Genomic DNA, 25,183 nt, shown 5'->3' on the forward strand with positions numbered 1-25,183 from the left:
AACTGATGCAAGTGATAAAACAATCAATGCCGAGGTCATCATGGATGGGAAGCTTTTCAACGCCGACACCGAGGCAATGTTGACCCAGCTGTCAGATCACACCGTCCTGGAACAGCTGATGGATAATGCTCCTCTGGGCATCGGCGTCTTTGACTGCGAATTTCGCTACCGTAAAGTCAATCAGGTGCTGGCCGACATCAATGGCAAGAGCATCGAGGAGCATCAGGGCAAGCACCTCAGAGAGGTGGTTCCCAAGCTGGCACCGACCCTGGAGCCCATGTTTCAGCAGATCATGCGAAGCGGCATGCCCTACGTGGATATCGCCATCACGGGCCAAACCGCGGCGTACGACAGCAGCTCCCGCCGCTTTCAGGCCACCTACAGCCCGATGCGTGATGAGAAAGGGGAGCTGAACGGCATCCTCGCCATTGTGCGGGATATCACCGAGCAGTACGAAACCGAACAACGGCTGCAACTGGCAATGCGAGCGGCCCAAATCGGGGTGTGGGAGTGGCACGTGGCGGAGGACAGATTACTGTTCGACGGCCAAATTGAGCCGCTGCTGGGTATCGAGGCCAACCAGTTCCACGGCGGGCTGCAAGCGTTCGTCGACTGTTTTGAACCGGAATCCGGCAGCCAGCTCAAGACCGCCCTGCAAAGTCATGACCCCATCCATCTCACCCTGAGCTACCTTACCGCACTCAACGAGCGCCACTGGGTCGATATTCATGCCGACCATGTCCCCGCCACCGAGTCGGTCGGCCACCGGGTCATGGGGGTCATTCACAATGCCACCGCCCGCCGCCGTCAGGAGGAGCGACTTCATCAGGCCAACGTGGTATTCGATACCACGGCCGAGGGGATCATCATCCTCGACAGCGAGCACCATATTCTGTCGGTCAACCCGGCCTTCACCATGCTGACCCAATACAATGCCGAGGAGGTGATAGGCCACACCCCGGATATCATCATGCATCCCAGGCGCTACACCGACCTCGACTATCCCTGGTATCACCTGCGCCCCGGCAACAACGCCTGGCATGGCGAGATGGTTTGTCTGCGCAAGGATGGCAGCTACTTCTCCTCCTGGCAGCAGATCAGCGCTGTCTATGACAACTTCAACAACACCACTCACTATGTGATCGCCCTCTCCGACATCAGCGCCATTCGCAAGGTGGAGGCCGAGCTGAATCACCTTGCCTATCACGATCCCCTGACCGAGCTGGGCAATCGTCATCTGTTGCAGGAGCGGCTGGCCCTTGAGCTGAAAACCGCGCAGCTCAATAGCAAACGGTTGGGGCTGCTCTTTATCGATCTGGATGGCTTCAAGCTGATCAACGACAGCCTGGGCCACGGAGTTGGCGATGAGCTGCTCAAGCGGCTGGCAGAGCGGATCCGCGGCTGCCTGCAGCACAACGATCTGGCGACCCGCCTCGGGGGAGACGAGTTTCTGGTGCTGATCCCCTATCTGGAGGAGCCTGACGAGCTGGCAATCCTCGCCAATACCCTGCTGACCGTGTTGCGTGAACCGGTTGAGCTGGCCCATGAGCTGGTGGCAATTTCGGCAAGTATCGGTATCGCCATCTATCCGGATCATGCTGACAGCCCGGAAACCCTGGTCAGTGCCGCCGACAGCGCCATGTACGAGGCGAAAAGTCAGGGGCGCAACGGCTTCCAGTTCTATACCCCCTGCATGGCGGCTCGAGCCCGCGAGCGGATGCAGATTGAGCAGGGTCTGCTCAAGGCCCTGGAGCTCGAACAGCTCTGCATTTTCTATCAACCCATGACCAATCTGGCCAACGGCCATCTGAGTGGACTGGAAGCCCTGCTGCGCTGGCAGCATCCCAATGAGGGGATGATAGCGCCGACCCGCTTTATTCCGGTGGCAGAGGAGTGCGGCCTGATCGAGAAAATTGGCGAGTGGGTGATGCGCAACGCCTGCGAGCAGGGACAAAACTGGCTGGCCGCCGGACTGCCGGTGCCCCGCTTGTCGGTCAATGTGTCGGTGCGGGAGATGCGCTCCCCGGGCTACGTTGAACGGGTCGCCGCTATTCTGGCCGAGACCGGATTTCCGCCAGAGCGGCTCGAGATCGAGGTGACGGAGAGCATCATCCAGCGGGTCGAACAGAGTCTGGATCTCTTTACCCGCCTGAAAAGTCTCGGCGTGCAGATTGCCATTGATGACTTTGGTACCGGCTTTTCGTCACTGAGTCTGCTCAAGACCCTGCCGATCGATCGCATCAAGATCGACCGGGCGTTTGTGCAGGCATTACCGGAAGACAAGAACAGTAGGGAGCTCTGTCGCACCATCATCAATCTGGCCGACAGTCTGGATATGGAGGTCACCGCCGAAGGTATTGAAACCAAGGCACAACACGCCTTCTTGCAATCACTCAACTGCGGCGAAGGACAGGGTTATCTGTTCAGCAAACCACTGCATGTCGAACATATGGGAGATCGCCTGCATCAACGCTACGTCTCATAGCGGCAGGCATCATCATCACCAGCCGGGAGGCATCCGCCTCCTGGCTGCCGACCGGATTACCACTCAATCTGCAAGCGGGATTCCCAACCATCATCACGATCATTGAGCATACGCGTCAACGGTGATTCGCCAGCATAACGGGGAGCTGGCTCGCTGAAGGTGAATCTGGTACCGGGCTCCTTGGCCTGCCATGCATGACCAAGCTGATCGGCCACCCGATCCCGCAGCGCAGGTGAAGCCTCCTGATGGGTAATCGCAAACTCTTTCGGAGGTTCGCCAGCGGGCACTGGCGCATCAAACTGCCAGAGGGATGCACAGAGCAACAGAGAAAACATCATGACCTCCAATTAATCGACACGTCCCCTTTTACCCACTCACCGATTAATTGTCACTCTTTGTCCTGTAACCAACTGTTGCCGCCTATCCAAAAGTCTAATTGCCCCCCGCCACCAAAGGTATAAGTTGTTAAGAAACCATTAAAAGATCTATTCAAAGGAGTGACAGATGAGCGAGAGCAAGGTCTACCCGGTCAAACCCCACATCAGCAGCAATGCACTGCTGGACAAGGGCGACTACGCCGCCATGTATCAGGCCTCCGTCGAGGATCCCGATACCTTCTGGGGAGAGCAGGGAAAAATTCTCGACTGGATGAAACCCTATACCAAGGTCAAGAACACCTCCTACGATCCGGGCCATGTCTCCATCAAATGGTTTGAAGATGGCCAGCTCAACGTCTCGGCCAACTGTCTCGATCGCCATCTCGCCGAACGGGGTGACAAGATCGCCATCATCTGGGAAGGGGACAACCCCGCCGAAGATCGCAAACTCACCTACCGCGAACTGCACAGCGAAGTGTGCAAGTTTGCCAACGTCTTGAAAGCACAAGGGGTTCACCGCGGCGACGTGGTCTGCCTCTATATGCCCATGGTGCCGGAAGCCGCCATCGCCATGCTGGCCTGTACCCGCATCGGCGCGGTACACAGCATCGTCTTCGGCGGCTTCTCGCCGGAAGCTCTGGCCGGCCGCATCATCGACTCGGGCTCGCGCATCGTCATCACCGCCGACGAAGGGCTGCGTGGTGGCCGTCCGGTGCCGCTCAAGAAAAATGTGGATGAAGCGCTCACCAACCCGGATACCCAGGTCAACAAGGTGATCGTGCTCAAGCGCACCGGCGGCAATGTCGCCTGGCACAACCACCGCGACATCTGGTGGCATGAAGCGACCGCCGCCGTCAGCAGCGACTGCCCGCCCGAGGCGATGAACGCCGAAGATCCGCTCTTTATCCTCTATACCTCCGGCTCCACCGGCAAACCCAAGGGGGTGCTGCACACCACCGGCGGCTATCTGGTTTATGCCACCCTCACCTTCAAATATGTGTTCGACTACCACGAACAGGACATCTACTGGTGTACCGCCGACGTGGGCTGGGTCACCGGTCACTCCTATCTGGTCTACGGACCGCTCGCCAATGGCGCCACCACCATCATGTTCGAAGGGGTGCCCAACTACCCGGCGACCAACCGCATGAGCCAGGTAGTGGACAAGCACAAGGTCACCATTCTCTATACCGCCCCCACCGCCATCCGCGCCCTGATGGCCAAGGGTAACGAAGCGGTCACCGGCACCTCGCGCCAGAGCCTGCGCATCATGGGCTCGGTGGGTGAGCCCATCAACCCGGAAGCCTGGGAGTGGTACTACCGCACCATTGGTGACGAGCGCTGTCCCATCGTCGATACCTGGTGGCAGACTGAAACCGGCGGCATCCTGATCAGCCCGCTGCCCGGCGTTACCGATCTGAAACCCGGCTCTGCCACCAAACCCTTCTTCGGGGTGCAACCGGCGCTGGTGGACAACATGGGTGAACCGCTGGAGGGGGCCACCGAGGGCAATCTGGTGATCACCGACTCCTGGCCGGGCCAGATGCGCACCGTATTCGGCGATCACGAGCGCTTCGAGCAGACCTACTTCTCCACCTTCCCGGGCCGCTACTTCACCGGCGACGGTGCCCGTCGCGACGAGGACGGCTACTACTGGATCACCGGTCGGGTGGATGATGTACTGAACGTCTCCGGCCACCGCATGGGTACAGCCGAAATTGAATCGGCGCTGGTGGCCCATCCCAAGATCGCCGAAGCGGCGGTGGTGGGGGTTCCTCACGAGATCAAGGGTCAGGGTATCTATGCCTATGTCACCCTGATCGCCGGGGAAGAGCCGAGCCGCGAGCTGCACAAAGAGGTTAAGGAGTGGGTGCGCAAGGAGATTGGTGCCATTGCTACGCCGGACGTGATCCACTGGGCAGAGGGGCTGCCCAAGACCCGTTCCGGCAAGATCATGCGTCGCATCTTGCGCAAGATCGCCACCGGCGAGACCGACAGTCTGGGGGATATCTCCACCCTGGCGGATCCGGGCGTAGTAGACAAACTCATTCGCGAGAAGTCGGAAGCAGCCTGATCCCGCTTCGTTTGTTGCTCAATAAAGCCGGCCTTGTGCCGGCTTTGTCGTTTCTCATCCGCCAGCAAACAGCAAGGTGGCAACCACGGTGCCTTGTCGACCGAAGCGAGCAATAAATAGCCAGATGTAGAGATTAGACCAGTAAAATGCTGCTAATTTTCACGAAATCAATATAATTGCGAAATCTGTGTGCCAGGGCACACCGATTTGCGCAGAAAATGGCTAGATTTCTGGTAGTCCACAAGATAGCTGATAGATAGCAGCATTATCATCGAGGATGCACTCAATATGTCGCAAAATCACCGAATTCTCCTGCTCAACGGACCAAACCTGAATCTGCTGGGCAAACGGGAACCAGGTATCTACGGCAGCAAGACGCTTGATGAGATCGTCGCCGATCTGAAGCTTAACGCCAGCGAACTCGGTGTCACTCTGGAACATCTGCAATCCAACGCCGAACATGAGTTGGTCGGCCGCATCCATCAGGCCATGGGCCAGGTGGATTTTATCATCATCAATCCAGCCGCCTTCACCCACACCAGCGTCGCCATTCGCGATGCGCTGCTGGGAGTTGCCATCCCTTTTATCGAGGTTCACCTGTCAAACGTCCATGCCAGGGAGCCGTTCCGTCATCACTCCTATCTGTCTGATGTCGCAAAAGGGGTCATTTGTGGTCTGGGAGCCGATGGCTACCAATTCGCTTTAACCGCGGCCGTGCACCATCTGCGCGCGGCTTGATAATCACTGATCAGATAAAGAAGAAAGAGAATGCTAATGGATATCCGCAAAATCAAGAAGCTGATTGAACTGGTTGAAGAGTCCGGCATCGCCGAACTGGAGATCTCCGAAGGTGAAGAGTCCGTTCGCATCAGCCGCAACTTCTCCGGTCAGGTGACCACCGCCATGCCGCAGATGATGATGCAGCAAGCCGCTCCAGTTGCCGCACCTGCCGCTGCCGCCCCGGTTGCCGCTGCACCGGCCGCAGATGCCGCCCCGAGCGGTCACCTGATGCGCTCCCCGATGGTTGGCTCCTTCTACCGCTCCTCCAGCCCGGATGCCAAGCCGTTCGCGGAAGTGGGCCAACAAGTCAATGTCGGCGACACCCTGTGCATCGTCGAAGCCATGAAAATGATGAACCAAATCGAGTCTGACAAGGCCGGTGTGATCAAAGCGATCCTGGTTGAAAATGGTCAGGCCGTCGAATTTGACGAGCCGCTGTTCATCATCGAATAAGGGAAATCGCCACCCATGTTGGACAAAGTAGTCATCGCCAACCGCGGTGAAATTGCCCTGCGGATCCTGCGCGCCTGTAAAGAGCTCGGGATCAAGACAGTGGCCGTTCACTCCACCGCCGACCGGGAGCTCAAACATGTGCTGCTGGCCGACGAATCCATCTGTATCGGCAGACCGGCCAGTACTGAATCCTACCTCAACGTCCCGGCCATCATCGCCGCCGCCGAGGTAACCGGTGCCGTGGCCATCCACCCGGGTTACGGCTTCCTCTCCGAGAACGCCGATTTCGCCGAAGTGGTCGAAAAATCCGGCTTCATCTTCATCGGCCCGCGCGCCGAGACCATTCGCCTGATGGGTGACAAGGTCTCTGCCATCGAAGCGATGAAGAAAGCGGGCGTACCGTGTGTACCGGGCTCTGACGGCCCCGTCGATAACGACGCCAAGCACAACGCCGCCATTGCCAAGCGCATCGGCTATCCGGTGATCATCAAGGCCGCCGGTGGCGGTGGTGGTCGCGGTATGCGCGTGGTGCGCAATGAAGCGGAACTGGCGGGCGCCATTGCCCTGACCAAATCCGAAGCAGGCCAGTTCTTCAAGAACGACATGGTCTACATGGAGAAGTACCTGGAAAACCCGCGCCACATCGAAATTCAGGTGTTGGCAGACGGCCAGGGCAACGCCCTCTATCTGGGCGAGCGTGACTGCTCCATGCAGCGTCGCCACCAGAAAGTGGTGGAAGAAGCGCCGGCACCGGGCATCACCGCCGAAATGCGCAAGTTCATCGGCGAGCGCTGTGTGCGCGCCTGTATCGAGATCGGCTACCGCGGTGCGGGTACTTTCGAGTTCCTGTACGAGAACGGCGAGTTCTATTTCATCGAAATGAACACCCGTATCCAGGTGGAACATCCGGTCACCGAGATGGTCACCGGTATCGATCTGATCAAGGAGCAGCTGCGCATCGCCGCCGGTCAGCCCCTGTCGATCACCCAGCAGGATATCCGCATCCGTGGCCACGCCATCGAGTGCCGGATCAACGCCGAAGATCCAGCCACCTTCATGCCCTCTCCGGGTCTGGTGCAGCGCTTCCACGCGCCGGGTGGTCTGGGTGTGCGTTGGGACTCCCACATCTATGCCGGTTACAAGGTACCGCCCCACTACGATTCGATGATCGGCAAGCTGATCTGCTACGGCGAGAATCGTGACATTGCCATCGCCCGCATGCGTCATGCGCTGGACGAGCTGGTGGTGGAAGGGATCAAGACCAACGTACCGCTGCAAAAAGAGATCATGAAAGACGAAAACTTCCAGCACGGTGGCACCAATATCCACTATCTGCACAAGAAGTTGGGTCTGTAAGGATCGCTTGATAGAGACCTGATGATATTGCACGGTGGCAGTACCAACGCCCACTACCTGCACAAGAAGTTGGGTCTGTAAGGATCGCTGAAGAGACCGGACTTCCGATGGAAGTCTGCTCCGCAAGGAGCCTCTGCTGAAAAAGGGCCATGGCGACATGGCCCTTTTTTGTTATCCTTGCGCCCCTCAAATTTGTCGGAGGCCAAGGTGAACCGTTTCGCTCTCGCCCGCCGGGAAGCAGCTTTCTGCCTGCTGCTGACCCTGTTCTACTTCTTTGCCTGGTATGGCACCGCCTATTTTATCCCGCTCCAGCTGGAGTTGTGGGGGCTGCCACTGTGGTTCCTGCTCAGCTGCATGATGATGCCACTGCTGTTCATTCTGCTCTGCGCGCTGATGGTGAACCGGCTGTTTGTGGAGATCCCCCTCGATACCCACTCCCCTTCCGGCAAGGAGTCATCCCATGAATCTTGAGTTGATGCTGCCGCTCGTCATCTATCTGGTGCTGGTGCTGGGGGTGGGTTTCTGGGCCAGCCGTCATCGGGCGCAAGGCAACTTCGTGCAGGAGTACTTCATCGGCAACCGCAGCATGGGCGGGCTGGTGCTGGCGATGACGCTAGTGGCCACCTACACCTCGGCCTCCTCCTTTATCGGTGGGCCGGGCGCGGCCTACAAGATCGGTCTGGGCTGGGTGTTGCTGGCGATGATCCAGCTGCCCACCGTCTGGCTCACTCTGGGAGTACTGGGCAAGAAGTTCGCCATCATCGCCCGCCGGGTCAATGCGGTGACCATCAACGACATGCTGTGGGCCCGCTACCAGAGCAAGGCAGTGGTGATCCTCGGCTCCGTTACTATCATCCTCGCCTTTATCGCGACTATGGTAGTGCAGTTTATCGGCGGCGCTCGCCTGCTGGAGACCGCCACCGGCCTCTCCTACCAGCAGGGGTTGATGCTGTTTGCCAGCTGCGTGCTGCTCTACACCATCATCGGCGGCTTTCGCGCCGTGGTGATGACCGATGCCCTGCAGGGGATCATCATGCTGATCGGCACCGGCGCCCTGCTAACGGGGATTCTGGTCGCCGGTGACGGCCTGCCAAATCTTATCCACCAGCTCAGGGAGATCGATCCCAAGCTGGTGAGCCCGCAAGGAGCCGGCGACATGCTGACCCAGCCCTTCATGCTGAGCTTCTGGATCCTGGTCTGTGTCGGAGTGGTGGGGCTGCCCCACTCGGCGCTGCGCTGTTTTGGCTATCGCGACAGCAAGGCGCTCCATCGCGGCATCCTGATCGGCACTGTGGTAAGCGCCCTGCTGATGTTCGGCATGCATCTGGCCGGCGCTCTGGGGCGCGCCATCCTGCCCGGCATGGACAGCCCGGACAAGATCATGCCCTCCCTGATGATGGAAGTGCTGCCCCCCTGGCTGGCCGGGGTTTTCCTGGCGGCTCCGATGGCGGCCATCATGTCCACCATCGACTCCCAGCTGATCCAGGCTTCCGCCACTCTGGTCAAGGATCTCTACCTCAACTATCTCAATCCGAAGCAGGAGAAGCTTGAGGTACGCATCCCGCGCCTCTCTCTGCTCTGTACCCTGATCCTCGGCACTCTGGTGCTGCTGGCAGCATTGCAACCCCCCGAGATGATCATCTGGCTCAACCTGCTCGCCTTTGGCGGTCTGCAGGCGGTGTTCCTCTGGCCGCTGGTGCTCGGCCTCTACTGGTCGCGGGCCAACGGCCCGGGCGCACTGGCCAGCATGGTCAGCGGCATCGTCAGCTATGGGGTACTCAGTCAGTGGGGGATCAAGCTGGCTGGCCTGCATGCCATCGTACCGAGCCTCACGCTGGCGCTGGTGGTTTTTATCACCGTGAGCCTGCTGACCACGCCGCCCTCGCGGGAAGTGCGGGCGCTTTTCGAGCAGAAATAATAAAAAGATAAATTAGGGGTTTCAAAACTATCCCAAAATAGGTGTTTCTCAGTTAAACTGTGCGCCAAGTCACAGAACGTAGCCGCTGTATGCCCGTTAAAGTCACTCGACAAGTCGTTACTCAAGCCCTGCAGCGGCTCGGTTATGCCCTGCTGCTGCCCGTCTCCATCCTGCCGATGGCGGCGTTGATCTACCGGCTTGGGCAACCCGACGTGCTCAATTTGGCTGTGCTCTCCCTCACCGGTCAGGCGATCTTCAGCCAAATGCCGCTCATCTATGCGGTAGCGATCGCCTTTGGCCTGAGTCGGCAGGAGCTGGGGGGGCAGACGCTGGCGGGTGCGGTCAACTTTCTGCTGCTCAGCACGGCGTTCAACACCCTGGCCCCCAACCTGCACGCCGACATGATCTGCGGCCTGCTGGCGGGGCTCACCACCGCCATCATCTATCCTTGGGTGCATCAGCAAACACGGTATCGCTGGCTGCAGATCGCCAAGGGGGAGTTTCCCAGCCTGCTGGTGTCGGCCTTGGCCTGCCTGCTGATCGCCATCCCCCTTTCTCTGCTGTGGCCACCGCTGGAGCGCGGGCTAACCCTGCTCACCTCGGATCTGCTCACCACGCCATTTGGCGCCTTCTGTTTTGGCACCCTCAACCGCCTGCTCATTCCGCTCGGCCTGCATCAGGTGCTTGGCAGCGTGGTGGGCCTTGGCGAGAGCAACCTGCAGGCGCTGGCCGCTGCCCAACCCCTTCATGAAGGGTATGTGGCCGGTCTCTACCCCATCATCATGTTCGGCCTGCCGGGCGCCTGTTTTGCCATCTGGCTGCACCGCCAGCGGATGCAACGGCTGCCACAGGGCGGGCTGCTGCTCACTCTGGCGCTCACCTCAGCACTGGTGGGTATCACCGAGCCCATCGAGTTTCTGTTCGCCTTTACCGCTCCCTGGCTGTTTCTGGCCCACGCCCTGATGACGGGGATCTCGCTGGCGGTCTGTAGCGGGCTGGGGATCAAGGTGGGCAGTTACTTCTCCGCCGGTCTGCTGGATCTGGTGCTGAGCTATCAATCCGGTGAGCACAGCTTCTGGCTCATTCCGGTCGGTATTCTGTTCTTCGTCGCTTACACCCTGCTCTTTTACCAACTGCTGGAGCGCGCTCCTCTCAGCATGCCGAGCAAGCCTATCGCGGTGGAGCATCCGCGCCTTGCCAGCGTCGCCCCCTCCGATCCACAGATGCTGGCGATCCAATTTCTCAAGGTGCTGGGCGGCATGGACAATCTGGTGGCGATGAGCGTCTGCCTCACCCGCCTCAGCCTGCGGGTACGCGATATTTCGCTGGTGGATCAATCCCGTCTGCTGAGCCTGGGTTGTCTCTCCTGGGTCCAGCTCAACGACCACCAACTGGTGTTAGTGCTGGGCCCCAGTGCCAACCTGATTGAAGGGCAGATCCGCATGCTGGCAGAGCGCCAGTCGGTGCCCCTTGGCCTCAAACCCAATCAGGAATCGGCCAGCCAGAGCTGTTGGTAACTCAGGCGAACGGCAGCCGCTCGGCCACGAAATCCATCAAGGTGCGCAGGGCGGGAGCCAGATGCTCCCGACTCGGATAGATAAGGTAAAACGGGTTGGCCGGAATGGGCTGATCCGGTAACAACTTATGCAGCCGCCCCGCCACCAAATCCCCTTCACAAACATGGTGGGGCAACAGGGCAATCCCCCCTTCGTTGATCGCCAACTCCCGCAGCGCCAACAGGCTGTTGCTAATGCAAGCCCCCTGCGGCCGCCAGCCCCCCTCCTGCAATGGCCATACCGGCATGGCCGAGTGCACCAGACAAGCATAACGGCCCAGCTCGCTCAGCTGTTGCGGCATGCCGTGGGCCGCCAGATAGCCGGGCGCCGCCACCAGATAACGCGCCACCTGACCGATGCGCCGGCAGATCAGGCTGGAGTCTTTCAGCGGCGCCGCCCGCAGCGCCAGATCGTAACCTTCCCCCACCAGATCGAGCTGCTCGTCACTCAGGGTCAACTCCAGTACCACCTCGGGGTAAAGCGCACGAAACTCGGCGAGGATCCGGCCAAGCAGCAGGGTACCGGTCGCCTCGGGGGCGGTGATCCGCACCCGACCTGCCGGGGCCGAGCGCAACCTTGCCATCGCCAGATTGGCGCTGCGGGCCAGCGTCAGCAGCCCCTGACAATGCTCCACATAGACCTCCCCCTGCGGGGTCAGGCTCAACCTGCGGGTGGTGCGCTGCAGCAACCGCACGCCGAGCTGAGCTTCGAGTCGCGAGATCTTCTGGCTCACCGATGACTTGGGCATACCAAGCAGCTCGGCGGCCCGGGTAAAGCTCCCCTGCTCCACCACGGTGGCAAACAGTCCCATCAACTCCAGATCGACATTGTTCATATATTCAAACAGTATTTACCGATTACCCATCTTAATCTTGATAATCAACCAGACTAGAGTGAGTGGCAATCCCGAACACAGCGATTTGAAAGGAAAAACCATGAAAGCCATTGCTCTGACTCACTATCTGCCAAGCGACCACCCCGACTGCTTTATCGCCGCCAACCTGCCCGATCCGGTTCCGGGTCCGCGGGATCTGCTGGTGCGGGTCACCGCCACCTCCGTCAATCCGGTAGATACCAAGGTGCGTTCCCCCAAGGCCAAAATTGAAAGCTCGCCCCGGGTACTGGGCTGGGATGCGGTGGGGGAAGTGATCGCCACCGGCAGCGAAGTCACCCTGTTCAAGGCGGGCGACCGGGTCTGGTATGCCGGCGATATCAGCCGTCCGGGCAGCAACAGCGCCCTGCAACTGGTGGATGAGCGCATCGCCGCCATCGCCCCCACCAGCTTGAGCGATGTGGAGGCCGCCGCCCTGCCGCTCACCGCCATCACCGCCTGGGAGACCCTGTTCGAGCGCTTCGCTCTTACCCGCGAGAGCCGTGGCAAACTGCTGATCATCGGCGGCGCCGGTGGCGTGGGTTCCATCGCCATCCAGCTGGCCCGCCAGCTCACCGGCATGGAGGTGATTGCTACCGCCTCCCGCCCCGAGAGCCGCGAGTGGTGCCTCGAGATGGGGGCCCATCAGGTCGTAAACCACCATAAGTTGCAGGAGGAGCTGACCGCCCTTGGCATCACTCAGGTCGATGCCATCTTCTGCACCAACGCCACCGCCGAGCACTGGGCCACCATGGCAGGGCTGATCCGCCCGTTTGGCCATATCTGCACCATCGCCGAATCGAGCGAGCCGTGGGATCTCTCCCTGCTCAAGAGCAAGAGCGTCACCTTCAGCCAGGAGTTCATGTTCACCCGCTCTCTGTTCCAGACGCCGGACATGATCGAACAGCACCGCCTGCTCGGCCGGGTGGCGGCACTGGTCGATGAAGGGGTATTGCAGACCACCCTGACCAAAACCATCCCGTCACTGACCCCGGTCACGCTGGCTCAGGCCCATGCCGAGGTGGAGGCGGGCCGTATGGTAGGCAAGCTGGTGATCGACATGAGCGACTTTGCCAACTAAGCCCTCAAACGCACCATGATGGGATAAGTTCACCAAGGAGATGCCCCAAACGGGCACAACCAGCGGCACTCATGACTGCCTGTGGCAGGCCAACGTCCGACAATCAGCCAAAAAAGAGGCCATTTCGCGAGAAATGGCCTGAATACCTGAACATTGGGGTAACAATCACACACATATCCTTATGCAGGACATATTCGTCTTTGCATCTGGCATGCCAACAGCAGCATGAATGCGCCAAAACGGCGTCAGCCCGTCCTTGAGCAAGGTGCCAACCTTGCTCTTTTTTTATCTGGCAGACTGTTTACCAGGCAAACAAGTGCAGATAAAAAAATGCCACCCGAGGGTGGCAGTGAAAGATGACGGAACTTGAGCAAAGCGTTCAGCGAAAACCGGTCGTCTTCGCCTGCATAGAGCAATACAGGAACCGTGCCAATCCGGCAAAAGCCCCCGTATCCCTCCACGTCATGGGCAAACCACGACAGCACTGCCCCATGATGGTAGAATCTCGCGGTTTCACATTTATGAAGAGTCGACGCCATGCCCTGGATACAAATTCGAATCAACGCCACTGCCAAGACCGCAGACAAGGTGAGCAACATGCTGCTGGGGCGTGGAGCCCAGGCGGTGACCTTTATGGATGCCAAGGATGTGCCCGTCTACGAACCCATGCCCGGTGAAACCCCGCTCTGGGGCGAGACCGAAGTGATGGGTCTGTTCGATGCCGAAACCGATCCGGCCCCCACCATCGCCTTCTTCCAGCAGATCTTCGGCGAAAACGTCGGCTACAAGGTCGAGCAGCTGGAGGACAAGGACTGGGTGCGCGAGTGGATGGATCACTTCCACCCCATGCAGTTTGGCGAGCGCCTCTGGATCTGCCCGAGCTGGCGCGATGTGCCGAACCCCGATGCAGTCAACGTCATGCTGGATCCGGGTCTGGCCTTCGGTACCGGTACCCACCCCACCACCGCCCTCTGCCTGCAGTGGCTGGACGGGCTGGATCTAACCGGTAAAACCGTGGTCGATTTTGGCTGTGGCTCCGGCATTCTCGGCATCGCCGCCCTGAAACTGGGTGCCGCCCGCGTTATCGGTATCGACATCGACCCGCAGGCCATTCAGGCCAGCCGCGACAACGCCGCACGCAACTGCGTCGCCGACCAGATTGAGCTCTATCTGCCAGCCGACCAGCCGCAAGATGTCGAAGCTGACGTAGTGGTCGCCAACATCCTGGCCGGCCCGCTGCGCGAACTGGCTCCGCTGATCGCCGGCCACGGCAAAGCGGGCAGCCTGATGGCCCTCTCCGGCGTGCTGGAGAGCCAGGCCCCGGAGCTGGAAACTATCTACGGCCAGTGGTTCGAGATGGACCCGACCGCCGTCAAGGAAGAGTGGTGCCGCCTCTCCGGCCGCAAGCACGGCTAAGCGTGGGCAACATAGACGCCAACCTCATGCCATCAGGGCTCCCATTCGGGGGCCCTGATAGTTTTGGCCTGCCGGGCTCTTCCCGGTCCGTGGACATGGGCTTGATCGTCCTCCCTTCTGATTGTGTTCGTTTGAAAACAACAGACACCTTTTATTCCGGTAAGATAGCGGTCCGAGCCAACGCAACCGAGAAGGATTTCTTATGCGGATTGCCATTCTGGATGACTATCAGGATCAGGTGCGCCACCTCCCCTGCTTTGCCCTGCTGGCGGGTCATGACGTCACCATCCTCAACCAGAGCGAACCCGATACAACGCGCCTTGCCGCCCTGCTGGAAGGAATGGAAGCACTGGTGCTGACTCGCGAGCGTACCCGTATCGACGAACAGCTGCTGATACAGCTTCCCACCCTTAAACTCATCAGCCAGACCGGCAAAGTCAGCCAGCATATCGACCCGGCACTATGCCAACAGTACGACGTTGCCGTGGCAGAAGGAATCGGCAGCCCTATTGCTCCCGCCGAGCTCTGCTGGGCGCTCATCATGGCAGCCTCCCGCCATATACCTGCTTACAGCCAGGCGTTAAGCCAAGGCCAATGGCAGCAATCTGGTGACCTCGGTTTGGGACGCACACTGCATGGGCTGACGCTCGGCATCTGGGGCTACGGCAAGATAGGCCAGCGGATCGCCCGCTATGGCAAGGCATTTGGCATGTCGGTACTGATATGGGGCAGTGAGGCTTCGCGCAGGCAGGCCGAGCTGGATGGCTATGCCTGCGCCTCCAGCAAGGAGGCTCTCTTCAGTCAAGCCGATATCCTCACGCTGCATCTGCGCCTGAGCGAGACAACCCGCGGCGCTGTTACCCGCGCAGATCTGGCCCGCATGAAAGTTGACTCTCTGCTGGTCAATACCAGCCGTGCCGAACTTATCGAGCCGGGCGCCCTCTATGCAGAGCTCAGTAACCATCCTGGGAAACGGGCCGCGCTCGATGTATTTGACATCGAGCCGGCGACACAGGAAAGCGAACCCCTGCTGCGCCTGCCCAACGTCTTGGCGACGCCTCATCTCGGCTATGTGGAGCAAAACAGCTACGAACTCTACTTTCGCGTGGCGTTCGAGAATGTGCTGGCCTTTGCCGAAGGCAAACCTGCCAACCTGGTTCTGCCCATATCGGGTGGGTGATCACGTTACTTCTGCAGTATTGGCGCCAATATCCAAATCCCTGGCAGATAAAGGAAAGCAACCTTCATGAGCGAAAACCAGAAGATGATTAGCTGCCAACCTTACAACTGCATGGCACCCGAGTTGGCCCAGTTGCGCCGGGAGGCGGCACGGCGCTATCGCCATTTCAATCAGGCGGAAGAGGAGACAGAGCAGCGGGCACTACTGGCGGAGCTGATTGGCGAACTGGCAGAGAATGCCTTTATCTGCCCACCCCTCTACTGCACCTATGGCCGCCACATCCACCTAGGCAAGGACTCCTACATCAATATGGGGGCGACCCTGCTGGACAATGCCCCCATTCGCATCGGCGCCCATGTGATGATTGGGCCAAACGTGCAGATCTATACCGCAGCCCATGCGCTGGAGGCCGACGAACGGATTCAGGGCACTGAGACGGCGCTGCCGGTCACCATTGAAGACAAGGTCTGGATTGGGGGCGGCGCCATCTTGCTGCCCGGCGTAACCATAGGACGGGAGGCGATCGTCGGCGCAGGTGCTATCGTGACCAGAGATGTTCCGGCCGGAGCTCGGGTAGTCGGCAACCCGGCCCGGATCCTGCCAGCCAAAAACAGGGCATAAGGCTGCCAGCCGGGCTGCATGATGATGCCGCCATCGGCGCACCGCCGCCCCGACACCCCATAAAAAATAAAGCCCAATGTCACGAAGACGTTGGGCTGTTAAAAGGTGCTACGGAATTGCGACTCTCATCGCAGAAAAATTAGAAGGAGTGCCCTTCTAAACTGGCAGGGAGATATTAGCGAATGCGCAAACGTTTTACATAGTAAAATACAACTGGATTGCGAGGTACATCGCACTATTTAAATAATTACCTGCTATGGCGCGCGAAGCCTCTTTGAGCCATTTATTTTCCCCAATTTCTCTGGTTACTATTCACGGTTAAACAGAAAAGCCCCGATTTCTCGAGGCTTTGCTGCTCTCAACCGCAACGTGGCCGAAAAGTCAGAAACGGCGGACAAACTCATCGAGCGGCAGCTCGCGCAGTTTGCGTGCTTCCAGCATGGGAGTACCGAGATAGAGGAAACCCACCAGCTGATCCTCTGCCGCCAGTCCCAATCCCTTGTTGATCTGCTCATCGAAGATAAACCAGCCGGAGCGCCAGATACCGTTGAAGCCCTGTGCCTGCGCCGCCATCTGCATCGCCATCAGGGCACAACCGGCAGAGAGCTCCTGCTCCAGTTTCGGCACCTTGGGGTGATCCTGATAACGGGTTGCCACGGCGACGACCAAGGGCGCCCGCAGCGGCGCTTCGCTGCACTTCTTGATGCTCTCTTCATCTTCGCCACGAGCACGGGCCACCTCGGCCAGCAGCTTGCCCAGCCGCTCGCGCCCCTCTCCTTCAAACAGAATGAACTGCCAAGGGGTCAGGGTGCCGTGATCCGGCGCGCGCAGGCCCGCCTTGAGGATATTGTCGAGCACCTCACCGCTCGGGGCGGGATCGGCGAGACGGCCACAGGAGTGGCGATTGAGCAACAGGGTGAGGGCATCCATGGGCAATTCCTTCTCTGGGGCAATGATGGCGCTACCTTAGCACAGCACAGAATGAAGAAAACCCCTGAGGCTCAGGGGTTTATCGCACTAAAAAGGGCAAAAGGACACAGTTGGCTAGATGACCGCAGCCAGCTCGGCCCCTTGCCGAATGGCGCGTTTGGCATCCAGCTCGGCAGCCACGTCGGCTCCGCCGATGATATGCACCGGCTTGCCTGCCGCCTGCAACCCGGCCTGCAGCTCCTTGAGGGGCTCCTGCCCGGCGCAGACTATCACCTGATCCACCGGCAGACACTGCTTGGTCTCGCCCACCTGAATGTGCAAGCCCTCGTCATCGATCCCCAGATATTGCACCCCGGAGAGCATCTGCACCTTGCGGTTCTTGAGCACGGTACGGTGGATCCAGCCGGTGGTCTTGCCAAGTCCGTCACCCACCTTGCTCTCCTTGCGCTGGAGCAGCCAGATCTGGCGCTCGGGGGCGTCGATTTCAGGAGCCGTGAGGCCACCGCGCTCGCCAAGCTGTTTGTCGATGCCCCACTCCTTGAGCCAGTGATCACGGTGCCCATCGGCATCCATCTCCACTTTCTTCTCTACCAGATACTCAGCTACATCGAAGCCGATGCCGCCGGCACCGATCACCGCCACCTTCTGGCCGACCGGTTTGTGATCCCGCAATACATCGAGATAACTCATCACCTTGGGATGTTCAATGCCCGGAATATTGGGGGTGCGCGGACGAATACCGGTAGCGAGGATCACCTCGTCAAAACCGCCGCCGAGCAGGCTCTCGGCACTCTGGCGCTGGCCGAGATAGAGCTCGACGCCGCACTTCTCCAGCCGTTTGGCGAAATAGCGCAGGGTTTCGTGAAACTCCTCCTTGCCCGGGATCTGCTTGGCGAAGTTGAACTGGCCGCCGATTTCGCTGGCCTGATCGAACAGGCTCACCTGATGACCGCGCTCGGCAGCGTAACAGGCGAACGCCAGGCCAGCCGGGCCCGCCCCCACCACCGCCAGCTTTTTGGGCTGGGGCACGCGGCCAAAAGTCAGCTCGGTCTCGAAACAGGCGCGAGGATTGACCAGACAGGAGGCTCGCTTCTGCTTGAACACATGGTCAAGGCAGGCTTGATTGCAGGCGATGCAGGTGTTGATCTCGTCCGCCCGGTTCTCGGCCGCCTTGATGACAAATTCGGGATCAGCCAGGAAGGGGCGCGCCATGGAGACCATATCCGCCTCGCCACCCGCCAGAATCCGCTCGGCCACCTCGGGGGTGTTAATCCGGTTGGTAGTGATAAGCGGCACCTTGAGATGTTTTTTCAGCTCGGCAGTGACCCAGCTGAAGGCGCCGCGCGGCACACTGGTGGCGATGGTGGGAATACGCGCTTCGTGCCAACCGATACCGGTGTTGATCAGGGTCACCCCCACAGCTTCCAGCGCTTTGCCAAGGGCGATTACCTCTTCCAGGGTTGAGCCCTGCTCCACCAGATCCAGCATGGAGAGGCGGAAGATAATGATGAAATCGGTGCCGACCCGCTCGCGGATGGCGCGGACAATCTCCACCGGAAAGCGCATCCGGTTTTCGCTGCTGCCGCCCCAGCCATCGGTACGTTTGTTGGTACGCTCGCAGATGAACTGGTTGATGAGATAGCCTTCCGAGCCCATCACCTCGACGCCGTCATAACCGGCCGCCTTGGCCAACGCTGCTGTAGCCGCGAAGTCGCGAATGGTGCCGCGGATCTGCCGCTCGCTCATGGCGCGCGGTTTGAACGGGGAGATGGGGGCCTTGAGGGCGCTCGGGGCCAGACTGAAGGGATGATAGGCGTAACGACCGGCATGGAGGATCTGCAGCGCAATCTTGCCCCCCTCCTGGTGCACGGCGCTGGTCACCTTCTTGTGCTTGCTCACCTGCCAGGGGAAGCTCAGCTGGGATCCGTGAGGTACCAGCCGACCGCGCAGATTGGGGGCAATGCCGCCGGTGACGATAAGGCCAACGCCACCGCGGGCGCGCTCGGCATAAAAGGCGGCCAGCTTGTCAAAACCGCCCTTCTCCTCTTCGAGGCCGGTATGCATGGAGCCCATCAACACGCGATTGCGCAGCTGGGTAAAACCAAGGTCGAGCGGGGTCAGCAGGGTCGGATAGCGGCTCACGATGCCTCCAGTTAATTTTTTGTTATCAAACTGAGGCTAGAGTAAAGAATCGAAAATTCTTTTTCAAACAAATGTTTGGACAATTTTTCAGCGAACAGCCGTGCCCTGAACGAAGATAGGCGGGATCCGCCAGTAGGAAATGGCAATTTCGCCCGTAACTGGTTAATAATGGCTCTTCTCTACCCATTAACAGGGCGATAACGCGACTATGTCTATTTTCAAAGGTCTGGGTTGGTTGTTCCGCAGCCTGTGGCGCCTGCTCAATTTCACCCGGCTGATGCTGGTCAATCTGCTGTTTCTCATCGTAGTGCTGGTCATCGTCTTCAGCGTCAGCCAGAAAGAGGCCCCCAAGGCGCCCATCGAAGGGGCGCTGACCCTCAATCTCAACGGCGTGCTGGTGGAGCAACGCTCCCAGACAGATCCCACCGTACAACTGCTGCGCCAGATGGACAGCAGCGACGAGCAGCCGAGCGAGATCGTCCTCTCCGACCTGCTGTGGGCCATCAAGAGTGCCAAGGATGACGAGCGCATCAAGGCGCTGGTGATCAAGCCACAAGGGCTGCAGGGAGCCAACTTCACCAAACTGCAGGAGGTGGCGAGCGCCATCGACTCCTTCCGGGAGAGCGGCAAACCGGTGATCGCCATGGCCGACTTCTACACTCAGGGGCAATACCTGCTGGCGGCCCACGCCGATCACGTGCTGCTCAACCAGAGCGGCGCCGTGGTGATCGAGGGGCTTGGGGTCTACCAGACCTACTTCAAATCGGCGCTGGAGAAGCTCAACATCACCCCGCATGTATTCAAGGTCGGCACCTACAAATCCTTCGTCGAACCCTATACCCGCGACGAGATGTCCCCCGAGAGCAAAGAGGCGAATCAGCGCTGGCTGGATCAGCTGTGGCAATCCTATGTGGCCGATGTCGCCGAGCAGCGGGAGATCGAACCCGATGCGGTCGCGCCGGGCAAGGATCGCTTCCTCGAGCTGCTGCGCAAGGCCGGTGGCAATGCCGCCAACTACGCCCTCGACAACGGTCTGGTGGATCAGCTGGCCACCCGCGACGAGATGACCCAGGCGGTCATTAAAGAGGTGGGTGAAGCGGACGATCACGGCTGGAAAGGGGTCGGCCTGAAAGAGTATCTGGCTGCCATTCCGGAACAATATCCCCAGAGTGGCAAGGATGAGGTGGGTCTGGTGGTCGCCAGCGGCGCCATCATGGATGGCGTCCAGCCTGCCGGAACCATAGGCGGTGATAGCCTCTCCGACCTGCTGGCCGATGCCCGCCGCGATGACAAGGTCAAAGCCGTGGTCCTGCGGGTCGACAGCCCGGGCGGCAGCGCCTTCGCCGCCGAGCAGATCCGCGCCGAGCTGCTGGCCCTGAAACAGGCTGGCAAACCGGTAGTGGTCTCCATGGGCAGCTATGCCGCCTCCGGTGGCTACTGGATCTCCGCCGATGCGGACAAGATCTTCGCCTCCCCCACCACCCTCACCGGCTCCATCGGGGTGTTCGGCATGTTCGCCACCATCGACAAGGCATTGGCCCAGTTTGGCGTGCATACCGACGGGGTCGGCACCACCGATTACGTCGGCGTAGGCCCGACCCGCGCCCTGCCGGATCACGTCGGTCAGGCTATCCAGCTGAGCGTGGAAGATACCTACCAGCGCTTCATAGGTCTGGTCAGCAAGGGCCGCGGCCTGAGCCCGGAAGAGGCCGAGAAGGCGGCCGAAGGTCGGGTCTGGACCGGCGAAGATGCCAAGGCCCTAGGTCTGGTGGACGAGTTCGGCAATCTGGATGACGCCATCAAGGCAGCAGCCGAGCTGGCCAACCTCAAGGAGTGGCAGGTAACCCCCATCGAGCAGGAGGAGTCCACCAAGGACAAGTTCCTGCGCCAGCTGTTTGACAGCAGTGCCCAAGTGCTGGCCCCCCAGTTGCAAAGCTGGCTGCCGGCTGGATTTGGCAAGGCATTGGTGGAAGTGAACCGCAGTCTCGACCCGCTTACCCGCTTCAACGATCCGCAAGGCACCTACGCCTTCTGCCCGGTCTGCGTGCAGTAAGCAAGCTGCGAATGCCCCATCAAAAACGGCGACCAGATGGTCGCCGTTTTCTTTATTCAGCCAGTGCGCGCGGCACCGCCAACTTGCTCAATCAGGGATTGAGGCGGGTCGGCATACCGGTACGCTGTTCCAGCACCTGCTTGACCACGTTGGAATCAGACTCGGCGTGAGCGATGAAACGGGTGATAGCCGGAGTCATCGGGAGCGGCACGGAGGCGGTGGAGTTGAACTCCTCCTCGGTGCGCGACAGCGGCTCGTGCACTTCCATGTAGCGACCGCCATCCGGCTCGACCGTGGTCTTGACCGGCTGGTTGACGAACTGGACGCGGGTGCCGACCGGCACGTTGTCGAACAGATACTTGATGTCGTCAGCGCGCAGACGCACGCAGCCGCTGCTCACCCGCAGACCAATACCGAAGGTGGCATTGGTACCGTGGATGGCATAGAGGTTGCCAATGTAGAGGGCGTGCAGACCCATGGGGTTATCCGGACCGGCTGGCCAGACTGCCGGCAGAGTCTTGCCCTGGGCGGCATAGCGACGACGGATGTTCTCGGTCGGGGTCCAGGTCGGGTTAGCGCGCTTGCGCTCTACCTTGGTGATCCAGTTTTCCGGGGTGTTTACCCCCAGCTGACCGATGCCGATGGGCAGCACTTCCACCACGTTCTTCCCTTTCGGGTAGTAGTAGAGACGCATCTCGGCAACGTTGATGACGATCCCTTCGCGGGGCGCGTTGGGCAGGATCAGCTGGTGGGGGATGATCAGGGTGCTACCCGCTTTCGGCAGATAGGGATCAACGCCCGGGTTGGCTTCCATGATGTTGGTCAGACCCAGCTGGAAGTCAGCAGCGATCTGCTCCAGCGGACGGTTGTCCGCAGGCACCACGTATTCCTGATTTTCACCGATCAGGCGGCTGTTGGCCGCAGGCAGACGGTACTCGACGGCGGCAGCCTGCTGGCTGACCAGCGCAAAAGTGCATAAAAGGGCCGAAGCGGCAGTGCGAAGGGGATTCATAAAATTCCTGTGTGGTTTCCTGTACCAAATGGGCCGGGGGCCGTCTCATCCTCGGTCTGCCGGTGGCGGGTCAACCTGCCCCACGACGCCAATAACCGAGCGCGCATTCTTTCCTGAGTCGGCCAAAATTTCAACTTCCATATGTTGCTTTTCTTGTTAAAAGTAGCCGTTTTCGGTGTGACGCTTATCAACAAGGCAAAAGCCACACTGGCAAGTCGCAGCAAAGAGAAAGATGAATAGCACTGCCCGCCTGTCAGCGGGCCACCCGAGCTCCCGTCAACCACTGCGCAGCGCCCCCTTGCTTCACGGTTGCAGCCCTAGCTAAAACGTTTGTCTCAGTCGGGGGGATAGACCAATGTCGACGGAGGCTCTTTATTGGCATGAAGAGGGATAAAACCGCGCATCGGCCACCAGCCAGTACCGGTTTCAGCTATAAAAAAACCGCTCCGAAGAGCGGTTAATGGAGCCACCAGGCAACCATAAAAGGGACTACAGGTAGTTGTCATTGGAATTACTGGACGGCTGCCTCTCCGGTGCCACTCTGCTCTTTGAGGAAGCTGATCCAGGGGGATGCCCGACCGCTTACGTTGCCATTCTGAGCCGCCTGGGTGAAGGCGTTGAGGGCCTCCTTCGGCTTTTGTTGCTCAAAATAGGCGACCCCGGTCAGGAACTTGAGATCCGCCCGCTGTTCACCGCTGGCGCCCGGAGCCGGCTTGGCGGCCAGCGCCACCAGATCCTGATAGCGTTTGCTCTGGATCATCATGCGCGCCATTTTCAGCTGCAATTCGGCGCTCGGGGCCAGCTGGTAGGACTTGGCCAGGGTGTCGATGGCCGGATCCAGCTCCTTGGCCTGATGCCAGTAGTTGGCCAGGGTCTTGTAGTTGCCAGCGCTCTGCTCAATCACCCCATCCTTCATCCCCTTCTCCATCACCCGTGCGGCGCGATGGGGAATGCCGGTGAAGGCGAGGTAGTTGGCGAGGCGCTGCAGCTCGGCGGCCTCGGTCAACATGCCGAGGTTGTAGGCCGACTCCAGCGCCGCCAGCGCCTTGGCATCGTTGCCTGCCTGCATATGCATGGCCGACAGCTGGGTCCAGTACTTCTTCTTCTCCGGGAACATATTGACCAGAGAGGTCAGCACCTCGGTCGCCGGTTTGTACTGTTTCAGCTCGTAGTGAGCGCCCATCTTCAGCAGATACCAGGACTCCGGCGCTTTACCTGCCGACAGCTTGATCGCCTGATCCACTGCCGGGATCGCGTCACGGTACTGCTTGAGCTGCACGTGTGCGTTGGCTAGCGTGATATAGGCATGGGAGTTGGGCTTGTCATCCTTGCCCTGGTTGGCAAACCACTCCTTCATGGTCTTGATCGAGCCCTGATAATTACCCTCAGCCATATAGAGCTGGGCCAGGTTGTAACGCACCTGCTGGGCCACCGGTGGCGGCAGGCCGCCTGTCGCGATGGCCTCGGCAAAGTACTTGGTCGCCTGACCGTATTTCTCCTGCTGGGCGGCTACGAAACCGAGAGTCTGCAATATGACCCCCTTGTCGTAGACCCGCTCGCCCGCACCGGAGAGCGCGTCTTGCAGCTTGGCATTGGCCTCGCCGTATTTCTTCTCGGTGATCAGCTCCTGCGCCTTGTTGACCGCCCGATAGGCCCGATCCGACAGGGCCGGCTGCTCGGCGGCCCAACTGGCGGTGCTGAGCAGCACCGCCATGGCGACCGGGGCGAGGATCATCTTCTGTAACTTGTTCATCGCCACCTTCCTTAGTTGACCGCAAACTCGATCTCTTGCTGCATCCGGCTCGCCTGCGGCTTGCCATCCACCATGGCCGGTTTGAACGTCCACTTGGCGATGGTTTTGCGCGCTTCTTTGCCGAGGTCATAGCTGCGCGGCTCTTCCTTGACGATCCGCACGTTGCTGACGGTGCCGCGCTCGGTGACGGTGAACTCCACCAGCACCTTGCCGGAGGCCAGCCCCGCCAGCGCCGCCTTGCGGGGCATCATGGGCTCGAAGGTTGCCAGCGGAATGGCACCATTGTTGCCACCGACGCCGCCACCACCGCCGCCGGTGCTATAAGCACCCAGCGCGTTGCCACCACCGATGTTGACCGGGATGTCGAGCTTGGGCATGTCCATCGGCGCGCTCTCCATCTTCGGCCGATCCGTGCTGGCCACCTCCATCTCGGGAGGCGGTGGCGGACGCTTGGGCGGCGGCGGTTTGGGCAGCTCCCGCTGTTTCTCTTGCAGGGTCTCCTGGGGCTTGAGGCGGATGAAATCGGTCATGGTGACGTCATCCTTCTCCACCAGCTCCCGGTGATCCGGTGTGATCAGCTTGTTCATTCCCAGAAACAGAAAGAACACCACCACACAGGAGACCGCCAACGATATCAGGTATCTCATAGGTCTCTCTCCGGCATCAGCTGCTCTTGTCTGCCGCGATGGAGATGTTCTGGACACCGGCCATGCGGATCTGATCCATGACCTGCACCACCAGACCGGAACGGGATTCGTTATCGGCCTGGATCACCACGGCGCTCTCCGGGTTTTCGGCCCGCAGCCGCTCGATGTTGGCGCGCACCGCCCCCACCTCGACCACCCGCTTGTCGACCCAGACCTGACCGTTTTCGCGCACCGCGACCATGATATTGCCCTTCTTCACCGTCTCGGCCGTGCTGGCACTGGGACGGTTGATCTCGACACCGGACTCCTTGACGAAGGAGGTGGTGACGATGAAGAAGATCAGCATGATGAACACTATGTCCAGCATGGGGGTCAAATCGATAGCCGCCTCGTCAGCACCGCTGTCGCTGTAACGTTTTCTCATAGCAGAAACTCCTTGCTTGTTCTGTGCCCCCGGCAGGCCATGCCTCGCCGGGGG

At 59.9% G+C, this 25,183-nt stretch carries 21 protein-coding genes; 13 read left to right on the forward strand and 8 right to left on the reverse strand.

Annotated elements, in window-relative coordinates; genetic code table 11:
* The first annotated feature begins 40 nt into the window (after window positions 1–40).
* A complete protein-coding gene (locus ACTG1P_RS09120; protein WP_440001066.1) occupies window positions 41–2,485 on the forward strand; it encodes a sensor domain-containing protein in 2,445 nt (814 codons plus the stop codon).
* 56 nt (window positions 2,486–2,541) lie between these two features.
* Here ACTG1P_RS09120 and ACTG1P_RS09125 read toward each other — a convergent pair whose 3' ends face one another.
* A complete protein-coding gene (locus ACTG1P_RS09125; RefSeq protein ID WP_113739065.1) occupies window positions 2,542–2,820 on the reverse strand; it encodes a hypothetical protein in 279 nt (92 codons plus the stop codon).
* 169 nt (window positions 2,821–2,989) lie between these two features.
* Between ACTG1P_RS09125 and acs the strand changes: the two genes are divergently transcribed.
* The 7 genes from acs to ACTG1P_RS09160 all read left to right on the forward strand — a co-directional run bounded on the left by acs (window position 2,990) and on the right by ACTG1P_RS09160 (window position 10,960).
* A complete protein-coding gene (acs, locus tag ACTG1P_RS09130) occupies window positions 2,990–4,936 on the forward strand; it encodes an acetate--CoA ligase (RefSeq protein WP_440001067.1) in 1,947 nt (648 codons plus the stop codon).
* Between the two features lie 288 nt (window positions 4,937–5,224).
* Entirely contained in the window at window positions 5,225–5,674 is a 450-nt protein-coding gene (gene aroQ, locus ACTG1P_RS09135; protein ID WP_005338907.1) for a type II 3-dehydroquinate dehydratase, read from the forward strand.
* 36 nt (window positions 5,675–5,710) lie between these two features.
* The gene (accB, locus tag ACTG1P_RS09140) at window positions 5,711–6,169 is read left to right on the forward strand and encodes an acetyl-CoA carboxylase biotin carboxyl carrier protein (RefSeq protein ID WP_005338908.1); all 459 of its coding nucleotides are present in this window, start codon (window positions 5,711–5,713) and stop codon (window positions 6,167–6,169) included.
* A gap of 15 nt (window positions 6,170–6,184) precedes the next feature.
* Entirely contained in the window at window positions 6,185–7,525 is a 1,341-nt protein-coding gene (gene accC / locus ACTG1P_RS09145; protein ID WP_005338910.1) for an acetyl-CoA carboxylase biotin carboxylase subunit, read from the forward strand.
* Between the two features lie 207 nt (window positions 7,526–7,732).
* Window positions 7,733–7,996, forward strand: a complete 264-nt coding sequence (locus tag ACTG1P_RS09150) for a YhdT family protein (RefSeq protein ID WP_440001068.1) — start codon at window positions 7,733–7,735, stop codon at window positions 7,994–7,996.
* Window positions 7,986–9,443: a sodium/pantothenate symporter gene (panF, locus tag ACTG1P_RS09155; protein ID WP_440001069.1), complete on the forward strand. Its 1,458-nt coding sequence runs from the start codon at window positions 7,986–7,988 to the stop codon at window positions 9,441–9,443. The genes ACTG1P_RS09150 and panF overlap by 11 nt, the downstream gene beginning before the upstream one ends.
* A gap of 89 nt (window positions 9,444–9,532) precedes the next feature.
* The gene (locus tag ACTG1P_RS09160) at window positions 9,533–10,960 is read left to right on the forward strand and encodes a PTS transporter subunit EIIC (RefSeq protein ID WP_440001070.1); all 1,428 of its coding nucleotides are present in this window, start codon (window positions 9,533–9,535) and stop codon (window positions 10,958–10,960) included.
* 1 nt (window position 10,961) lies between these two features.
* On the opposite strand, the gene ACTG1P_RS09165 is transcribed toward ACTG1P_RS09160, so the two are convergent.
* Complete coding sequence (locus ACTG1P_RS09165; RefSeq protein WP_440001071.1) at window positions 10,962–11,834, reverse strand: LysR family transcriptional regulator; 873 nt, start codon at window positions 11,832–11,834, stop codon at window positions 10,962–10,964.
* 100 nt (window positions 11,835–11,934) lie between these two features.
* Between ACTG1P_RS09165 and ACTG1P_RS09170 the strand changes: the two genes are divergently transcribed.
* The 4 genes from ACTG1P_RS09170 (at window position 11,935) to ACTG1P_RS09185 (ending at window position 16,168) form a co-directional block, all read left to right on the forward strand.
* Entirely contained in the window at window positions 11,935–12,951 is a 1,017-nt protein-coding gene (locus ACTG1P_RS09170; RefSeq protein ID WP_440001072.1) for a zinc-binding alcohol dehydrogenase family protein, read from the forward strand.
* A gap of 537 nt (window positions 12,952–13,488) precedes the next feature.
* Window positions 13,489–14,367 carry a 50S ribosomal protein L11 methyltransferase gene (gene prmA / locus ACTG1P_RS09175; protein WP_440001073.1) on the forward strand — a complete coding sequence of 293 codons (879 nt, stop codon included), beginning with the start codon at window positions 13,489–13,491 and terminating at the stop codon, window positions 14,365–14,367.
* 202 nt (window positions 14,368–14,569) lie between these two features.
* Window positions 14,570–15,547 (forward strand): D-2-hydroxyacid dehydrogenase family protein, encoded by a 978-nt coding sequence (locus tag ACTG1P_RS09180; protein WP_440001074.1) that lies wholly within the window; start codon window positions 14,570–14,572, stop codon window positions 15,545–15,547.
* A 66-nt stretch (window positions 15,548–15,613) separates the two neighbouring features.
* Entirely contained in the window at window positions 15,614–16,168 is a 555-nt protein-coding gene (locus ACTG1P_RS09185) for a sugar O-acetyltransferase (RefSeq protein WP_440001075.1), read from the forward strand.
* 381 nt (window positions 16,169–16,549) lie between these two features.
* On the opposite strand, the gene ACTG1P_RS09190 is transcribed toward ACTG1P_RS09185, so the two are convergent.
* Together ACTG1P_RS09190 and ACTG1P_RS09195 are read right to left on the reverse strand one after the other, a co-directional pair.
* The gene (locus ACTG1P_RS09190; RefSeq protein WP_257123640.1) at window positions 16,550–17,098 is read right to left on the reverse strand and encodes an NAD(P)H nitroreductase; all 549 of its coding nucleotides are present in this window, start codon (window positions 17,096–17,098) and stop codon (window positions 16,550–16,552) included.
* Window positions 17,099–17,212: 114 nt separating this feature from the next.
* Complete coding sequence (locus ACTG1P_RS09195; protein WP_139432475.1) at window positions 17,213–19,240, reverse strand: NADPH-dependent 2,4-dienoyl-CoA reductase; 2,028 nt, start codon at window positions 19,238–19,240, stop codon at window positions 17,213–17,215.
* Between the two features lie 208 nt (window positions 19,241–19,448).
* Between ACTG1P_RS09195 and sppA the strand changes: the two genes are divergently transcribed.
* Complete coding sequence (gene sppA / locus ACTG1P_RS09200; protein WP_069526535.1) at window positions 19,449–21,293, forward strand: signal peptide peptidase SppA; 1,845 nt, start codon at window positions 19,449–19,451, stop codon at window positions 21,291–21,293.
* A 91-nt stretch (window positions 21,294–21,384) separates the two neighbouring features.
* Here sppA and ACTG1P_RS09205 read toward each other — a convergent pair whose 3' ends face one another.
* From ACTG1P_RS09205 to ACTG1P_RS09220, 4 genes are all read right to left on the reverse strand, one after another.
* A complete protein-coding gene (locus ACTG1P_RS09205; RefSeq protein ID WP_005338927.1) occupies window positions 21,385–22,305 on the reverse strand; it encodes a L,D-transpeptidase family protein in 921 nt (306 codons plus the stop codon).
* A 511-nt stretch (window positions 22,306–22,816) separates the two neighbouring features.
* Window positions 22,817–24,058 (reverse strand): tetratricopeptide repeat protein, encoded by a 1,242-nt coding sequence (locus tag ACTG1P_RS09210; RefSeq protein WP_440001076.1) that lies wholly within the window; start codon window positions 24,056–24,058, stop codon window positions 22,817–22,819.
* Window positions 24,059–24,069: 11 nt separating this feature from the next.
* Window positions 24,070–24,705: an energy transducer TonB gene (locus tag ACTG1P_RS09215; RefSeq protein WP_005343441.1), complete on the reverse strand. Its 636-nt coding sequence runs from the start codon at window positions 24,703–24,705 to the stop codon at window positions 24,070–24,072.
* 16 nt (window positions 24,706–24,721) lie between these two features.
* Window positions 24,722–25,129, reverse strand: a complete 408-nt coding sequence (locus ACTG1P_RS09220; RefSeq protein WP_005338933.1) for an ExbD/TolR family protein — start codon at window positions 25,127–25,129, stop codon at window positions 24,722–24,724.
* Window positions 25,130–25,183 lie beyond the last annotated feature (54 nt).

Source organism: Aeromonas sp. 11P (assembly GCF_051920165.1).
Classification (GTDB): domain Bacteria; phylum Pseudomonadota; class Gammaproteobacteria; order Enterobacterales; family Aeromonadaceae; genus Aeromonas; species Aeromonas veronii.

Coding starts and splice junctions, on each gene's coding strand:
- ACTG1P_RS09185 (WP_440001075.1), top strand. CDS start 15,614: ATGAGCGAAAACCAGAAGATGATTAGCTGCCAACCTTACAACTGCATG.
- accB (WP_005338908.1), top strand. CDS start 5,711: ATGGATATCCGCAAAATCAAGAAGCTGATTGAACTGGTTGAAGAGTCC.
- prmA (WP_440001073.1), top strand. CDS start 13,489: ATGCCCTGGATACAAATTCGAATCAACGCCACTGCCAAGACCGCAGAC.
- ACTG1P_RS09165 (WP_440001071.1), bottom strand. CDS start 11,834: ATGAACAATGTCGATCTGGAGTTGATGGGACTGTTTGCCACCGTGGTG.
- ACTG1P_RS09180 (WP_440001074.1), top strand. CDS start 14,570: ATGCGGATTGCCATTCTGGATGACTATCAGGATCAGGTGCGCCACCTC.
- acs (WP_440001067.1), top strand. CDS start 2,990: ATGAGCGAGAGCAAGGTCTACCCGGTCAAACCCCACATCAGCAGCAAT.
- aroQ (WP_005338907.1), top strand. CDS start 5,225: ATGTCGCAAAATCACCGAATTCTCCTGCTCAACGGACCAAACCTGAAT.
- ACTG1P_RS09120 (WP_440001066.1), top strand. CDS start 41: ATGGATGGGAAGCTTTTCAACGCCGACACCGAGGCAATGTTGACCCAG.
- ACTG1P_RS09125 (WP_113739065.1), bottom strand. CDS start 2,820: ATGTTTTCTCTGTTGCTCTGTGCATCCCTCTGGCAGTTTGATGCGCCA.
- ACTG1P_RS09170 (WP_440001072.1), top strand. CDS start 11,935: ATGAAAGCCATTGCTCTGACTCACTATCTGCCAAGCGACCACCCCGAC.
- accC (WP_005338910.1), top strand. CDS start 6,185: ATGTTGGACAAAGTAGTCATCGCCAACCGCGGTGAAATTGCCCTGCGG.
- ACTG1P_RS09190 (WP_257123640.1), bottom strand. CDS start 17,098: ATGGATGCCCTCACCCTGTTGCTCAATCGCCACTCCTGTGGCCGTCTC.
- sppA (WP_069526535.1), top strand. CDS start 19,449: ATGTCTATTTTCAAAGGTCTGGGTTGGTTGTTCCGCAGCCTGTGGCGC.
- ACTG1P_RS09215 (WP_005343441.1), bottom strand. CDS start 24,705: ATGAGATACCTGATATCGTTGGCGGTCTCCTGTGTGGTGGTGTTCTTT.
- ACTG1P_RS09220 (WP_005338933.1), bottom strand. CDS start 25,129: ATGAGAAAACGTTACAGCGACAGCGGTGCTGACGAGGCGGCTATCGAT.
- ACTG1P_RS09205 (WP_005338927.1), bottom strand. CDS start 22,305: ATGAATCCCCTTCGCACTGCCGCTTCGGCCCTTTTATGCACTTTTGCG.
- ACTG1P_RS09210 (WP_440001076.1), bottom strand. CDS start 24,058: ATGAACAAGTTACAGAAGATGATCCTCGCCCCGGTCGCCATGGCGGTG.
- ACTG1P_RS09160 (WP_440001070.1), top strand. CDS start 9,533: ATGCCCGTTAAAGTCACTCGACAAGTCGTTACTCAAGCCCTGCAGCGG.
- panF (WP_440001069.1), top strand. CDS start 7,986: ATGAATCTTGAGTTGATGCTGCCGCTCGTCATCTATCTGGTGCTGGTG.